The 13,763-nt window shown below is 60.8% G+C and carries 12 protein-coding genes; 11 read left to right on the top strand and 1 reads right to left on the bottom strand.

Features of this window, described 5'->3' with window-relative positions:
* Window positions 1-72: 72 nt before the first annotated feature.
* Window positions 73-1,962, top strand: coding sequence for a phosphomethylpyrimidine synthase ThiC (gene thiC, locus CKW19_RS02335; RefSeq protein ID WP_095056397.1), 1,890 nt, complete (start codon window positions 73-75; stop codon window positions 1,960-1,962).
* Between the two features lie 132 nt (window positions 1,963-2,094).
* On the top strand, window positions 2,095-3,387 hold the full coding sequence (gene cytX / locus CKW19_RS02330) for a putative hydroxymethylpyrimidine transporter CytX (RefSeq protein WP_095056396.1): 1,293 nt from the start codon (window positions 2,095-2,097) through the stop codon (window positions 3,385-3,387).
* Here the strand turns inward: cytX and CKW19_RS02325 are convergent.
* A complete protein-coding gene (locus CKW19_RS02325; protein ID WP_095056395.1) occupies window positions 3,356-4,102 on the bottom strand; it encodes an RsiV family protein in 747 nt (248 codons plus the stop codon). The genes cytX and CKW19_RS02325 overlap by 32 nt on opposite strands.
* Before the next feature lie 223 nt (window positions 4,103-4,325).
* On the opposite strand from CKW19_RS02325, the gene CKW19_RS02320 reads away from it, so the two are divergent.
* The 9 genes from CKW19_RS02320 to CKW19_RS02280 all read left to right on the top strand — a co-directional run bounded on the left by CKW19_RS02320 (window position 4,326) and on the right by CKW19_RS02280 (window position 13,705).
* Complete coding sequence (locus CKW19_RS02320; RefSeq protein ID WP_095056394.1) at window positions 4,326-4,943, top strand: NUDIX domain-containing protein; 618 nt, start codon at window positions 4,326-4,328, stop codon at window positions 4,941-4,943.
* Window positions 4,934-5,386: a DUF1249 domain-containing protein gene (locus tag CKW19_RS02315; RefSeq protein WP_045061863.1), complete on the top strand. Its 453-nt coding sequence runs from the start codon at window positions 4,934-4,936 to the stop codon at window positions 5,384-5,386. Before CKW19_RS02320 ends, CKW19_RS02315 begins: the two co-directional genes overlap by 10 nt.
* 112 nt (window positions 5,387-5,498) lie before the next feature.
* The gene (gene cpdA / locus CKW19_RS02310; protein ID WP_095056393.1) at window positions 5,499-6,314 is read left to right on the top strand and encodes a 3',5'-cyclic-AMP phosphodiesterase; all 816 of its coding nucleotides are present in this window, start codon (window positions 5,499-5,501) and stop codon (window positions 6,312-6,314) included.
* Between the two features lie 146 nt (window positions 6,315-6,460).
* Window positions 6,461-7,069: a YqiA/YcfP family alpha/beta fold hydrolase gene (locus CKW19_RS02305; RefSeq protein ID WP_095056392.1), complete on the top strand. Its 609-nt coding sequence runs from the start codon at window positions 6,461-6,463 to the stop codon at window positions 7,067-7,069.
* A gap of 56 nt (window positions 7,070-7,125) precedes the next feature.
* Complete coding sequence (gene parE, locus CKW19_RS02300; protein WP_095056391.1) at window positions 7,126-9,030, top strand: DNA topoisomerase IV subunit B; 1,905 nt, start codon at window positions 7,126-7,128, stop codon at window positions 9,028-9,030.
* Window positions 9,030-10,019, top strand: a complete 990-nt coding sequence (locus CKW19_RS02295; protein ID WP_095056390.1) for an esterase-like activity of phytase family protein — start codon at window positions 9,030-9,032, stop codon at window positions 10,017-10,019. Before parE ends, CKW19_RS02295 begins: the two co-directional genes overlap by 1 nt.
* On the top strand, window positions 10,016-10,540 hold the full coding sequence (locus CKW19_RS02290) for a TIGR02281 family clan AA aspartic protease (protein WP_095056389.1): 525 nt from the start codon (window positions 10,016-10,018) through the stop codon (window positions 10,538-10,540). Before CKW19_RS02295 ends, CKW19_RS02290 begins: the two co-directional genes overlap by 4 nt.
* 7 nt (window positions 10,541-10,547) lie before the next feature.
* Window positions 10,548-12,815, top strand: coding sequence for a DNA topoisomerase IV subunit A (parC, locus tag CKW19_RS02285; protein WP_095056388.1), 2,268 nt, complete (start codon window positions 10,548-10,550; stop codon window positions 12,813-12,815).
* A 176-nt stretch (window positions 12,816-12,991) separates the two neighbouring features.
* Complete coding sequence (locus tag CKW19_RS02280) at window positions 12,992-13,705, top strand: membrane integrity-associated transporter subunit PqiC (protein WP_095056387.1); 714 nt, start codon at window positions 12,992-12,994, stop codon at window positions 13,703-13,705.
* The last annotated feature ends 58 nt before the right edge of the window (window positions 13,706-13,763 follow it).

Raw genomic sequence — 13,763 nt, 5'->3', positions numbered from 1 at the left:
CGTGCGTCCATTCGTTTACAGGTTCGCTCCGACAAAAATCCACTGCCTGGATGTGTGTCTGGAGAGCCCGTGATGACTACAAAAGCAAAAATCGCCACCAACCTGAGTGACTCGGCCAAGGTCGATCAGCAATCGGTGCAGCCGTTTACCCGCTCGCAAAAAATCTATGTTCAGGGCTCTCGCCCGGACATCCTCGTGCCGATGCGCGAAATCAGCCTTGATGTGACGCCGACCGACTTCGGCGGCGAGGTCAATGCGCCGGTCGTGGTGTACGACACCTCGGGCCCGTACACCGATCCCAATGTCATCATCGACGTGCGCAAAGGCCTGGCCGACGTGCGTTCGCCATGGATCGAGTCCCGCGGCGACACCGAGCGCCTGAGCGGTCTGAGCTCGAACTTCGGCCAGGAACGCCTCGCCGATGCCGAGCTGACCAAGCTGCGCTTCGCCCACGTCAACAACCCGCGCCGCGCCAAGCCGGGTGCCAACGTCAGCCAGATGCACTACGCGCGCCAGGGCATCATCACCGCCGAGATGGAATACGTCGCCATCCGCGAAAACATGAAGCTGGAAGTGGCCCGCGCTGCCGGCCTGCTGGACCAGCAACATGCCGGCCACAGCTTCGGTGCCAGCGTGCCGAAAATCATTACCCCTGAATTTGTCCGTGACGAAATCGCCCGTGGCCGCGCGATCATTCCGGCCAACATCAACCACACCGAACTGGAACCGATGATCATCGGCCGTAACTTCCTGGTGAAGATCAACGGCAACATCGGCAACAGCGCTCTGGGTTCGTCCATTGAAGAAGAAGTGGCGAAACTGACCTGGGGCATTCGCTGGGGTTCGGACACGGTCATGGACCTGTCCACCGGCAAACACATCCACGAAACCCGCGAGTGGATCATCCGTAACTCGCCGGTGCCGATCGGTACCGTGCCGATCTACCAGGCCCTGGAAAAAGTCGGCGGTGCGGCCGAAGACCTGACCTGGGAACTGTTCCGCGACACGCTGATCGAGCAGGCCGAGCAGGGCGTCGACTACTTCACCATCCACGCCGGCGTGCTGTTGCGCTACGTGCCGATGACCGCCAAGCGTGTGACCGGCATCGTCTCCCGTGGCGGTTCGATCATGGCCAAGTGGTGCCTGGCGCACCACAAAGAGAACTTCCTCTATACCCATTTCGAAGACATCTGCGAAATCATGAAGGCCTACGACGTCAGCTTCTCGCTGGGCGATGGCCTGCGTCCGGGCTCGATTGCCGACGCCAACGACGAAGCGCAGTTCGGCGAGCTGGAAACCCTCGGCGAGCTGACCAAGATTGCGTGGAAGCATGACGTGCAGTGCATGATCGAAGGCCCTGGCCACGTGCCGATGCAGTTGATCAAAGAGAACATGGACAAGCAGCTGGAATGCTGTGACGAGGCGCCGTTCTACACCCTCGGCCCGCTGACCACCGACATCGCGCCGGGCTACGACCACATCACCTCCGGCATTGGTGCGGCGATGATCGGCTGGTTCGGTTGCGCCATGCTTTGCTACGTCACGCCGAAGGAACACTTGGGCCTGCCGAACAAGGATGACGTGAAGACCGGCATCATCACCTACAAGATTGCCGCCCACGCCGCCGATCTGGCGAAGGGGCATCCGGGCGCGCAAATCCGCGACAATGCCTTGAGCAAGGCGCGTTTCGAATTCCGTTGGGAAGACCAGTTCAACCTGGGCCTCGATCCGGACACCGCCCGTTCGTATCACGATGAAACCCTGCCGAAGGATTCGGCCAAGGTCGCGCACTTCTGTTCCATGTGCGGGCCGAAATTCTGCTCGATGAAAATCACCCAGGAAGTCCGCGAATACGCGGCCAACCAGCGGATCGAAGCGGTCGACGTGGAGGTCGCCCAAGGCATGGCCGAACAGGCCGAGCGCTTCAAGCAGGAAGGCAGTCAGCTTTACCAGAAAGTTTGATGCCAACTGTAGGAGCCGGCTTGCTGGCGATTGCGGCGCCTCTGATGCACCGCGTCGCCTTTGATCCTGGCAAGCCAGCTCCTACAGGACTGTGCAGACCACAACAACAAATGTCCCTCTGAGATAACACCCTTGAGCATTCAACCCAGCACTTACTCCCCCGATATCGCGGTGCCGAGCGACAAACGCGTCTTCGGCGGGCGCGATCTGTTTTCCCTGTGGTTCTCCCTCGGCATCGGCCTGATGGTCCTGCAGACCGGCGCATTGCTCGCGCCGGGCCTTGGCCTGTCCGGCTCGTTGCTGGCAATTTTCCTCGGCACGCTGGTTGGCGTTCTGCTGTTGGCCGCGGTTGGCGTGATCGGCAGCGACACAGGCCTGTCGTCGATGGCGGCGCTCAAACTCAGCCTCGGGACCAAAGGTGCGAGCCTGCCGGCGGTGCTGAACCTGCTGCAACTGATCGGTTGGGGCTCGTTCGAAATCATCGTCATGCGCGATGCGGCCAGCCTGCTGGGTGCAAAGGCGTTCAGCGACGGTAGCTGGCTGTCCAGTCCGATCATGTGGGCGCTGTTCTTCGGTGCGCTGGCGACGCTGCTGGCGGTGAGCGGTCCGTTGACGTTCGTGCGCCAGATCCTGCGTAAATGGGGCATCTGGCTGCTGCTGGCCGCGTGTGTCTGGCTGACCTGGAACCTGTTCGCCAAGGCCGATCTGGCCACGTTGTGGGCTCAGGCCGGTGATGGTTCGATGCCGTTCGCCGTGGGCTTCGACATCGCGATTGCCATGCCGCTGTCGTGGTTGCCATTGATTGCTGACTACTCGCGTTTCGGCAAACGGGCGAAAAACGTCTTCGGCGGCACGGCCATCGGCTTCTTTATCGGTAATTTCTGGCTGATGAGCCTGGGCGTGGCCTACACCCTGGCGTTTGCGCCGAGCGGTGAAGTCAATGCGTTGCTGTTGGCGCTGGCGGGTGCCGGCCTGGGGATTCCGTTGCTGCTGATTCTGCTGGATGAGTCGGAAAACGCCTTTGCCGATATTCATTCGGCGGCGGTGTCGAGCGGGATTCTGTTGCGCTTGAAAGTCGAGCACCTGGCGTTGGTCATCGGTGTGATCTGCACCTTGATCGCCTTGCTGGCGCCATTGGCCCAGTACCAGAACTTCCTGCTGTTGATCGGTTCGGTGTTTGCGCCGTTGTTCGGCGTGGTGCTGGTGGATCACTTCATCCTGCGCAAACGCAGCGGCCAGGTGGCGTCAGCCGCGTTGCGCTGGCCGGCGCTGCTCGCCTGGCTGGGCGGGGTCAGCACCTATCATCTGCTGGCCAACCTGTATCCGGACGTCGGCGCAACCCTGCCGGCGTTGGTCCTGGCAGGGTTGCTGCAACTCGTGCTGGGCCGGGCCTTCAGTTACGGCCGGGAAACAGCTCGGGCTTGATGATGCCGTTGAGGCGAGGGTAGGGGATCTTCAGTTCGACATGGCCCAGCGCGTAAGGCGCGATGCTGCTGGTTTCGTACTTGAGGATCACCCCGCCATAGGTCAGCGCCACGTTCTGGGTTTTCTGGAACGGCCAGCTCTTCACGAACTCCGGTTCCTGATCGAGCTTGGTGCTGATCAACCAGCTGTTGTGCGCGACCTGCGCCGCTTTCCAGAACGCGTCTTCCTGACCCGGAACCAGCATGTCCGACAGCGTCAGCACTTTCTGCTGCTGGCGTGAATAGTTGATGAAGCCGCGACCCGGCGTGCCATGGGCACCGCCTGTGTCCAGGTAGCTGGACAATTCGATGATCACCAAGCCGTCATGCTGCTCACGTACTTTCGCTTGCAGGTAGATGCTGTTGCGCGGACCGGCGGTGCGCAAAAACTGTTCGCGATAGGCCGCCAGCGTCGGTGCTACCGGCGCGTCGGGCGAGGTGCGGGTCATCTGCAACAGGCGCTTTTCGACGATGCCGTCCAGCGCAGGCTCGTCCGGAAAGTGCAGGGTGTCGATGTTGACCAGCGGGCAATCCGCGTTGGCGCAACCCGGTTGCAGTTGTTCCGACGCGTCGCGGGTAGTTTCCAGCGGCGCCCGGTAGTTGGGTTGGAACAGGCTCTGGCAGGCGCCCAGGGTCAGGGCGATGGCGGCCACGGAGGCAGTTTTGAAAAGCGACATGGACGTCCTTTCTGAAACAAGGGAAGACAAAAAGTTACCGCTTCGACTCTAAACGAAGCAGTCAGTTCGCCACTAAGCTAATTAGAGTGGGTTTCGCCCTCACCGTCCATCCCGATGACGGTAAAGGGGCTGCATCAAACGTCACGGGCGCGTTAGGATGGCGCGAAGTCGAGGCTCCAGGAAAAAAAGGAACCTCGTATAGGATTGCAGCAAGAGGATAGTCATGACCGATTTCACCACCGCCATTCCGACCGCCGTAGAGATCGTTCGGCGCGAAAAGTGCTTCGAGGGCTTCTACAAACTCGACCGCGTGCACTTGCGCCACGAATTGTTCGCCGGGGGCATGAGTCGGGAAATCAATCGTGAATTGTTCGTACGCCACGATGCGGTGTGCATGCTGCCGTACGATCCACAGCGTGACGAAGTGGTGTTGATCGAGCAGTTCCGCGTCGGCGCCCTGGGCAAGACCGAAAACCCTTGGCTGATCGAACTGGTCGCTGGTCTGATCGACAAGGATGAACAACCGGAAGAAGTTGCTCACCGCGAAGCGCAGGAGGAAGCTGGGCTTGAAATCGGGGCGCTCTGGCCGATGACCAAATACTTTCCATCGCCGGGCGGCAGCAACGAATTCGTGCATCTATACCTGGGGCGTTGCGACACCACCGGCGTTGGCGGCCTGCATGGGCTGGAGGAAGAGGCAGAAGATATCCGCGTCACGGTCTGGGCCTTCGAAGATGCTCTGCAAGCCGTACGCGACGGACGTATTGCCAACGCGGCCACCATCATTGCCTTGCAATGGCTGGCTTTGAACCGCGTTGAAGTGAGGGGGTTATGGTCGTAAACAAGCTGCGCGATCGCTATCGGGTAGACCTGGCAGGGCTGCAAGCGTCCTGCGAGGCCAACTATGCACGCCTGATGCGACTGCTGCCGGACATGCGCAGCGAGCCGGCCGCCAGGCGCATCGCCGTGACCCATGGCGACCAGATGCTTGGCGTCCTGGCGCTGGAAGTGCTGCAGGTCTGTCCCTACACCACCACCTTGCAAGTGCGGCAGGAGCACAGTCTGCCGTGGCTGCCGGTGCCGCAACTGGAAGTGCAGGTCTATCATGATGCCTGCATGGCCGAAGTGGTCAGCGCCGAACATGCACGACGCTTTCGCGGCATCTATCCTTACCCGAACGCCTCGATGCATCAGCCGGACGAAAAGGCCCAGCTGAATATGTTTCTGGGCGAATGGCTGAGCCATTGCCTGGCGCTGGGGCATGAGTACGAAGTGGTACGGTAACTCTGATCAGCAGTTGTGAACTGCGTCAGGTTCACAGATTTCCTCTTTCGATCGTCCCCCAGCATAATTGCGCCACCTATCCATTCCCGTGATCACGCCCTGGGAGATTACCTTGCCGAGCGTATCTACCTTGACCACCGCCGATCCGGCGCTGCTGGTGCAACTCTCCGACAGTCATCTGTTCGCCGAAGCGGACGGGACGTTGTTGGGCATGAACACCCGCGACAGCCTGCAAAAGGTCATTGAGCTGGTGCGCACGCAACAGCCGCGAGTCGATTTGATCATCGCCAGCGGTGATCTGTCCCAGGACGGTACGCTGGAGTCTTACCAGCAGTTTCGCGACATGACGCGCCAGCTCGATGCCCCGGCACGCTGGATCCCCGGCAATCACGATGAGCCGCTGATCATGGCCGAAGCGGCGGTGCAGAGCGCTTTGCTCGAACCGGTGGTGGATATCGGCAACTGGCGCATTACATTGCTCGATTCGGCGGTGCCAGGCTCGGTGCCGGGGTATTTGCAGGATGAACAGTTGCAGTTGCTGGCCCGTTCGTTGAGCGAAGCGCCCGAGCGCCATCATCTGGTGTGTTTCCATCATCATCCGGTGTCCATCGGCTGTGCCTGGATGGAACCCATTGGCTTGCGCAATCCCGACGCGCTGTTTGCCGTGCTGGATCGTTTTGAGCAGGTGCGAGCCGTGTTGTGGGGGCATGTGCACCAGGAAATCGATCAGTCGCGCAACGGCGTGCGCTTGATCGCCTCGCCGTCGACCTGCATTCAGTTCGAACCCCGGAGCGAGGATTTCAAAGTCGGGGAGCAGGCGCCGGGTTATCGCTGGCTGCGTTTGCTACCCGATGGGCGGCTGGAAACCGGGGTGGAACGGGTGACCGGGTTCGCATTTACCGTGGATTACGGCTCCAACGGCTACTGACAACGCCATTCCGCCGTAGGAGCTGCCGAAGGCTGCGATCTTTTGATTTCGTTTTATAAATGCAAGATCAAAAGATCGCAGCCTCGTTGCACTCGACAGCTCCTACAGTAAACTCCGCTTCTTTAGCCGACGCTCAGGGAGCTCAAATGTCCGGTTCGATCCTTTATATCCACGGCTTCAACAGCTCGCCATTGTCGAAAAAGGCCTGCCAGTTGATCTCTGTGATGGAGCGTCTGGGTCTGAGCGATTATCTGCGTGTGCCGGCCTTGCATCACCATCCCCGCGAGGCTATTGGCCAGCTGGAACAAGCGATTGCCGAGCTGGGTCGGCCGCTGCTGGTCGGCAGCTCGCTCGGCGGCTACTATGCGACTCACTTGGCCGAACGCCTTGGCCTGAAGGCATTGTTGATCAACCCAGCCGTCAGCCCGCACAAACTGTTCGACGGGTATCTGGGGACGCAGAAAAACCTGTATACCGATGAAGCCTGGGAACTGACCCACGACCACGTGACGGCCCTGGCCGAGCTGGAAGTGCCGGCCCCCCAGGACTCGCAGCGCTATCAGGTATGGTTGCAGACCGCTGACGAAACGCTGGACTATCGCCTCGCCCAGCAGTATTACCGGGCCTGCGCCTTGCGCATCCAGGCCGGTGGCGACCATAGTTTCCAGGGTTTTGCCGCGCAATTGCCGGCCATGTTGAGCTTTGCCGGTATCGGCGCAGATTTGTATCAGGCCATTGATTTCACCACATTGTGATTCATTGCCTTTTTTCGCAGATTTCCTTTTTCACTGAACACTGACGACGAGACCCCATGGCCACTCCCAGCGCTAGCTCTTATAACGCAGACGCCATCGAAGTCCTCTCGGGCCTCGACCCGGTGCGCAAACGCCCCGGCATGTACACCGACACCAGTCGGCCGAACCACCTTGCCCAGGAAGTCATCGACAACAGCGTCGACGAAGCCTTGGCCGGGCATGCCAAATCGGTACAGGTCATTCTGCATGCCGACCACTCCCTGGAAGTCAGCGACGATGGTCGCGGCATGCCGGTGGACATTCACCCCGAAGAAGGTGTTTCGGGCGTAGAGCTGATCCTCACCAAACTCCACGCGGGCGGCAAGTTTTCCAACAAGAACTACCAGTTCTCCGGCGGTTTGCACGGGGTAGGTATTTCGGTGGTCAACGCCTTGTCGACCGAAGTCCGGGTACGCGTCAAGCGTGACGGCAACGAATACCAGATGACCTTTGCCGATGGCTACAAGGCCACCGAGCTGGAAATCGTCGGCACCGTCGGCAAGCGCAACACCGGGACCAGCGTGTTCTTCGCGCCGGACCCGAAATACTTCGATTCACCGAAATTCTCCATCAGTCGCCTCAAGCACGTGCTCAAGGCCAAGGCCGTTCTGTGCCCGGGGTTGCTGGTCAGTTTTGAAGACAAGGCCACCGGCGAGAAAGTCGAATGGCACTACGAAGACGGCCTGCGCTCCTATCTGGTCGACGCGGTCACCGAATTCGAGCGCCTGCCGGACGAACCGTTCTGCGGTGCTTTTGCAGGTAACAAGGAAGCCGTGGACTGGGCGCTGCTGTGGTTGCCGGAAGGTGGCGACGCGGTGCAGGAAAGTTACGTCAACCTGATCCCGACTGCCCAGGGCGGTACTCACGTCAACGGCCTGCGCCAAGGCCTGCTCGACGCCATGCGCGAATTCTGCGAGTTCCGCAGTCTGCTGCCGCGGGGCGTGAAGCTGGCTCCGGAAGACGTCTGGGAGCGCATCGCCTTCGTCCTGTCGATGAAGATGCAGGAACCGCAATTCTCCGGCCAGACCAAAGAGCGCCTGTCGTCCCGTGAAGCGGCGGCGTTCGTCTCCGGCGTGGTCAAGGACGCGTTCAGCCTGTGGCTCAACGCCAACCCTGAAACCGGGATGCTCCTGGCGGAACTGGCGATCAACAACGCCGGCCGTCGCCTGAAGGCCAGCAAGAAGGTCGAGCGCAAGCGCATCACCCAGGGGCCGGCGCTGCCGGGCAAACTGGCTGACTGCGCCGGGCAGGACCCGATGCGTTCCGAGCTGTTCCTGGTGGAAGGTGACTCCGCTGGCGGTTCGGCCAAGCAGGCGCGGGACAAAGAGTTTCAGGCGATCCTGCCGTTGCGCGGCAAGATCCTGAACACCTGGGAAGTTGACGGCAGCGAAGTACTGGCCAGCCAGGAAGTGCACAACATCGCCGTGGCCATCGGTGTCGACCCGGGCGCGGCGGACATCAGCCAGCTGCGCTACGGCAAGATCTGCATCCTCGCCGACGCCGACTCCGACGGTCTGCACATCGCCACGTTGCTGTGTGCGTTGTTCGTCCAGCATTTCCGCGCGCTGGTGGATGCCGGTCACGTCTACGTCGCCATGCCGCCGCTGTACCGCATCGACTTGGGCAAAGAGATCTATTACGCCCTCGACGAAGCCGAGCGCGACGGCATCCTCGACCGACTGGTGGCCGAGAAGAAACGCGGCAAGCCGCAGGTCACCCGATTCAAAGGCCTGGGTGAAATGAACCCGCCGCAACTGCGTGAAACCACCATGGATCCAAACACCCGGCGCCTGGTGCAACTGACGCTGGATGATTTCGAAGCGACCTCGGAAATGATGGACATGCTGCTGGCGAAGAAACGCGCCGGCGACCGCAAGAGCTGGCTCGAATCCAAGGGCAACCTCGCCGAGGTGCTGGGCTGATGCGTCTGGGCTTTGCCCTGGCCTGTGCATTGCTGCTGACCTCGAACACGGTGTCTGCCGAGCCGGCACCGGAGTTGCGCCTGTTGTCCGGGCATGTCGTCGATGGCATGCGCGGCGGCAACCTCTCGGGGCTGGCCCGTTGTGGCGATGAATTGTGGACGGTGTCCGATCGCGATGACGATCAGATTTACCGTCTCGATACTCGCGAGAGCGTCTGGAAGGCCGAAGCCGTGGCTATCGATGTGCCGACGGTGCCTGAAAGCGGTTTGCCGTGGGGACTGAAGTCCCGCGTCTGGGGGGCGTCGTTCATACGTGGCGGCGATCTGGATTTCGAGGGCATCACGTGCGACAGCGTGGGCAATCGCTACGTGGTCAGCGAAGGTCATGCCGCGGTGCTGCAAATACCGCTCGTCGGGCCTGCAACCTGGTTGAAGATTTCGCCTCTGATGGTGCGCGAAGCGCGGGCCAGTGGTCTGTTACTGAACTTCAATGCCTTGTTCGAAGGGATTGCGATCAATCCGGCCGGTGATCAATTGTGGCTGGCGGCCGAGCGCGAACGCCGCGGTTTGTTGCTGATCAAGCGTCAGCAAACGGTCTGGGACTGCGATGGGGGCTGCGTGCTGTTGAGTGAAGGCGGTGTGGAAATGCAGCCGGAGCAATTCCCCAACGCCAGAGCGGTTTCCCGGGATTTTGCCGATGTTTCGCTGTTCAACGGCAAACTGTTCACGCTTGAGCGCAATGCCTACCAGATCTGTCGCCGTGATGCGCAGACGGCCAAGGTCGAGCGCTGCTGGTCGTACGCCGCCGAGTTACTGCGCAAAGAACGCCGTTACCCACAGAACTATGGACTTGAAGAGGGGCTGATCGTGGAGGCCGATGGCGCCTGGATCGGTGTCGATAACAACAATGGTGACCGCGCCGATGGCGAGGGACGGCCGGTTGTCTGGCGCTTTGCCGCGCCGGACGGTGGCTGGAGCGCCAAGCCATGAGTCAGCAAACGCCGGGGCGGCGCGCCGGTCGGGTGTTGATGATTTTGGCGTGGTGCGCTGGGTTGTTTCTGGCCACGCGATTTTTCGGCCAGTGGGAAGCGCGTCAGCAAAACCCGAACGTGGTGGTCAGCTCGGAGCAGGGCGCGGGTTTCGTAGAAGTGAAACTGGTCAGCAACGTGCAGGGGCATTTCGTCGCCAGCGGCCAGATCAACGGCCAGCCAGTGGAGTTCATGCTCGACACCGGCGCGACCGATGTGTCGATTCCGGCGGATCTGGCCAAACGATTGAAGCTGGAGGAAGGTTTTGGGGTAACCCTGAGCACGGCCAATGGCCTGAGCCAGGGCTATCGCACCCGTATCGAACGCCTGCAACTGGGTGACATTGTGCTGCGCGATGTGCGCGCACTGGTGGCGCCGGGGCTGCATGGCGATCAGGTGTTGCTCGGCATGAGCGCACTGAACAAACTTGAATTTACCCAGCGCGGTGGCACCATGCTGTTGCGCCAGACAACGAACCGATGAGGCCCGCATGAGCGACTCCCTTGATCTCAGCCTGGACGGTGTAGAACGCCGGTCACTGGCTGACTTCACCGAAAATGCCTACCTCAACTACTCCATGTACGTGATCATGGACCGAGCCTTGCCGCATATCGGCGACGGCCTGAAACCGGTACAGCGCCGCATCATTTATGCGATGAGCGAGTTGGGGCTGGACGCTGATTCCAAGCACAAGAAATCGGCGCGTACCGTCGGTGACGTGCTCGGCAAGTTTCACCCCCACGGCGACTCGGCCTGCTACGAAGCGATGGTGCTGATGGCCCAGCCGTTCAGCTACCGCTACACGCTGGTCGACGGCCAGGGTAACTGGGGTGCGCCGGACGATCCCAAGTCTTTCGCCGCCATGCGTTACACCGAAGCGCGGCTGTCGCGCTATTCCGAAGTGCTGCTCAGCGAGTTGGGCCAGGGCACGGCGGACTGGGGGCCGAACTTCGACGGTACGCTCGACGAGCCATTGGTGTTGCCGGCACGTTTGCCGAATATCCTGCTCAACGGCACCACCGGTATCGCCGTGGGCATGGCCACCGACGTGCCGCCACACAATCTGCGCGAAGTCGCCACGGCGTGCGTGCGTTTGCTCGATGAGCCAAAAGCCACGGTCGAACAGCTCTGTGAACACATTCAGGGCCCGGATTACCCGACCGAAGCGGAAATCATCACCCCGCGCGCCGATCTGCTGAAAATGTATGAAACCGGCAAGGGCTCGGTCCGCATGCGCGCCGTGTATCACATCGAAGACGGCGACATCATCGTTACCGCGCTACCGCATCAGGTTTCGGGCGCCAAGGTGCTGGAACAGATCGCGGCAATGATGCAGGCCAAGCCGTCCAAGGCCCCGCAAATCGCCGACCTGCGCGACGAATCCGACCACGAGAACCCATGCCGGATCGTGATCATTCCGGGCGCCCGCAAGAATTTTGACCACGACGCGCTGATGCAGCACCTGTTCGCCAGCACCGAGCTGGAGTCGAGCTACCGGGTCAACGTCAACATCATCGGCCTGGATGGCAAGCCGCAGCTGAAAAACCTGCGTGCGTTGCTGGTCGAATGGCTGGAATTCCGGGTTCAGACCGTTCGTCGTCGCCTGCAATTCCGCCTCGACAAGGTCGAGCGTCGTCTGCACCTGTTGGACGGCTTGTTGATCGCTTACCTCAACCTGGATGAAGTGATTCACATCATTCGTACCGAGGAGCATCCGAAAGCTGCGCTGATCGCGCGTTTCGCCCTGAGCGAAATCCAGGCCGACTACATCCTCGACACCCGTCTGCGTCAGTTGGCGCGACTGGAAGAAATGAAGCTGCGCGCCGAACAGGATGAACTGCTCAAGGAACAAGCCAAGCTGCAAGCCCTGCTGAGCAGCGAAGCCAAACTGAAGAAACTGGTGCGTAGCGAGCTGATCAAGGACGCTGAAACCTACGGCGATGACCGTCGTTCGCCTATCGTCGAGCGTACAGAGGCCAAGGCCCTGACCGAGCACGATCTGCTGCCGAACGAAAAAGTCACCGTCGTGCTGTCGGAAAAAGGCTGGATTCGCTCTGCCAAAGGGCATGAAATCGACGCCACCGGGCTTTCCTACAAGGCAGGGGACGGCTTCAAGGCCCTGGCGGCCGGGCGTTCCAACCAGTTTGCGGTGTTTATCGACTCCACCGGGCGCAGTTATTCGGTGGCCGCGCACACCTTGCCGTCGGCCCGTGGCCAGGGCGAACCGCTGACCGGTCGCTTGACGCCGCCGCCAGGTGCGACGTTCGAGTGCGTGTTGATGCCCGAGGACGATGCGCTGTACGTGATCGCATCCGACGCCGGTTACGGTTTCGTGGTCAAGGGTGAAGACCTGCAAGCCAAGAACAAGGCGGGCAAGGCGCTGTTGAGCCTGCCGAACAACGCCAAAGTGATCCTGCCGCGTCCGGTGGCCGACCGCGAGCAGAACTGGCTCGCCTCGGTGACGACCGAAGGTCGCCTGCTGATCTTCAAGATCAGCGACCTGCCACAATTAGGTAAGGGCAAAGGCAACAAGATCATCGGGATTTCCGGTGAGCGCGTGGCCAGTCGCGAAGAGTATGTGACGGACATCGCCGTGATCCCGGACGGTGCAACGCTGGTGTTGCAGGCCGGGAAACGTACCTTGTCCTTGAAGGCGGACGACCTCGAACACTACAAAGGTGAGCGTGGGCGTCGGGGTAACAAGCTGCCGCGGGGCTTCCAGAGGGTAGATGCGCTGCTCGTCGAAAACCTCAATTAAGCGTCCTAGAGCGCCAGGTCTACGATTTAACGCGTAGATCGGCGCTTTCGCGCTGGAGTCGGAGCGCATATTCACGGATGATATGCCCTTTCAAGCGCCGGCGTGGCCGCGCGTTCTTCATATTTATTGAGTATTTTCACTGTGATCAGCCTTGTGGCGATCACCTGGATGGGACGATGACTGCTCTGCGCCTTCCTTTTTTTCTGATGCTCGCCGGCTTTTTTGGCCTGACGGGCTGCAGCGTTCACCAGCCGGTGTCGCTGTATCAACTGGACAGCGGAAGTCCGGTTCAGCCTGCGCAAAGCGCAGGCATGGCTGTTTTGTTGGGCCCGGTCACCGTGGCCGACTATCTGCAACGCGAAACCCTGTTGCAGCGTCAGCCTGATGGCAGCCTGCAAGCCGCGACCGACGGTCGTTGGGCGGGCAGCCTGTCTTCGGACATCGATCAGCTGTTATTGCGTCGGGTCGCCGGTAATCTGGACAGCCAACGCGTGGTGTTGGCCCCGGCAACCGCTGGCTTCACCCCGGATGTTCAAGTATTGCTGACCATCACGCGCCTGGACTCGGGTGAAAAGCAGCCGGCGATCCTTGATGCGCAATGGCGCCTGATCGACCGACGTGGACAGGTGCGTGACAACCGCATCATTCATCTGCAGGAACAGCACGCCGGTACCACGGCGGCACAGGTTCACGCTCAGGGTGTGTTGTTGCAGAAACTGGCCGAACAGCTGTCGACGGCGCTCAAGCCGCTGGCCAACCAGCCACCGATCGCCGAAGCGCCGCGTAAAGCAGCCGCCAAGCCTGCTACGCCAGCAGCAGGGCAGGAAAAACAGCCGAAAATCCCGATGGCTTCGCCGATCCGGACCGATATGGAAGTGTTCCGCTTCTAAGATTGGATCGAGTCAAACCAAAGCCCGCCTTGTGCGGGCTTTGTTGTTTCTGCGGGAT

It is taken from the genome of Pseudomonas sp. Irchel s3f7 (assembly GCF_900187615.1).
In the GTDB taxonomy this organism is placed as follows: Bacteria; Pseudomonadota; Gammaproteobacteria; order Pseudomonadales; family Pseudomonadaceae; genus Aquipseudomonas.
This window is presented reverse-complemented; position numbering and strand designations above follow the sequence as displayed.

What these genes read in the sequence shown, in the direction of transcription:
- thiC (WP_095056397.1), top strand. Translation starts at nt 73, where the DNA reads ATGACTACAAAAGCAAAAATCGCCACCAACCTGAGTGACTCGGCCAAG.
- CKW19_RS02325 (WP_095056395.1), bottom strand. Translation starts at nt 4,102, where the DNA reads ATGTCGCTTTTCAAAACTGCCTCCGTGGCCGCCATCGCCCTGACCCTG.
- CKW19_RS02320 (WP_095056394.1), top strand. Translation starts at nt 4,326, where the DNA reads ATGACCGATTTCACCACCGCCATTCCGACCGCCGTAGAGATCGTTCGG.
- CKW19_RS02315 (WP_045061863.1), top strand. Translation starts at nt 4,934, where the DNA reads ATGGTCGTAAACAAGCTGCGCGATCGCTATCGGGTAGACCTGGCAGGG.
- CKW19_RS02305 (WP_095056392.1), top strand. Translation starts at nt 6,461, where the DNA reads ATGTCCGGTTCGATCCTTTATATCCACGGCTTCAACAGCTCGCCATTG.
- parE (WP_095056391.1), top strand. Translation starts at nt 7,126, where the DNA reads ATGGCCACTCCCAGCGCTAGCTCTTATAACGCAGACGCCATCGAAGTC.
- CKW19_RS02295 (WP_095056390.1), top strand. Translation starts at nt 9,030, where the DNA reads ATGCGTCTGGGCTTTGCCCTGGCCTGTGCATTGCTGCTGACCTCGAAC.
- CKW19_RS02290 (WP_095056389.1), top strand. Translation starts at nt 10,016, where the DNA reads ATGAGTCAGCAAACGCCGGGGCGGCGCGCCGGTCGGGTGTTGATGATT.
- parC (WP_095056388.1), top strand. Translation starts at nt 10,548, where the DNA reads ATGAGCGACTCCCTTGATCTCAGCCTGGACGGTGTAGAACGCCGGTCA.
- CKW19_RS02280 (WP_095056387.1), top strand. Translation starts at nt 12,992, where the DNA reads ATGACTGCTCTGCGCCTTCCTTTTTTTCTGATGCTCGCCGGCTTTTTT.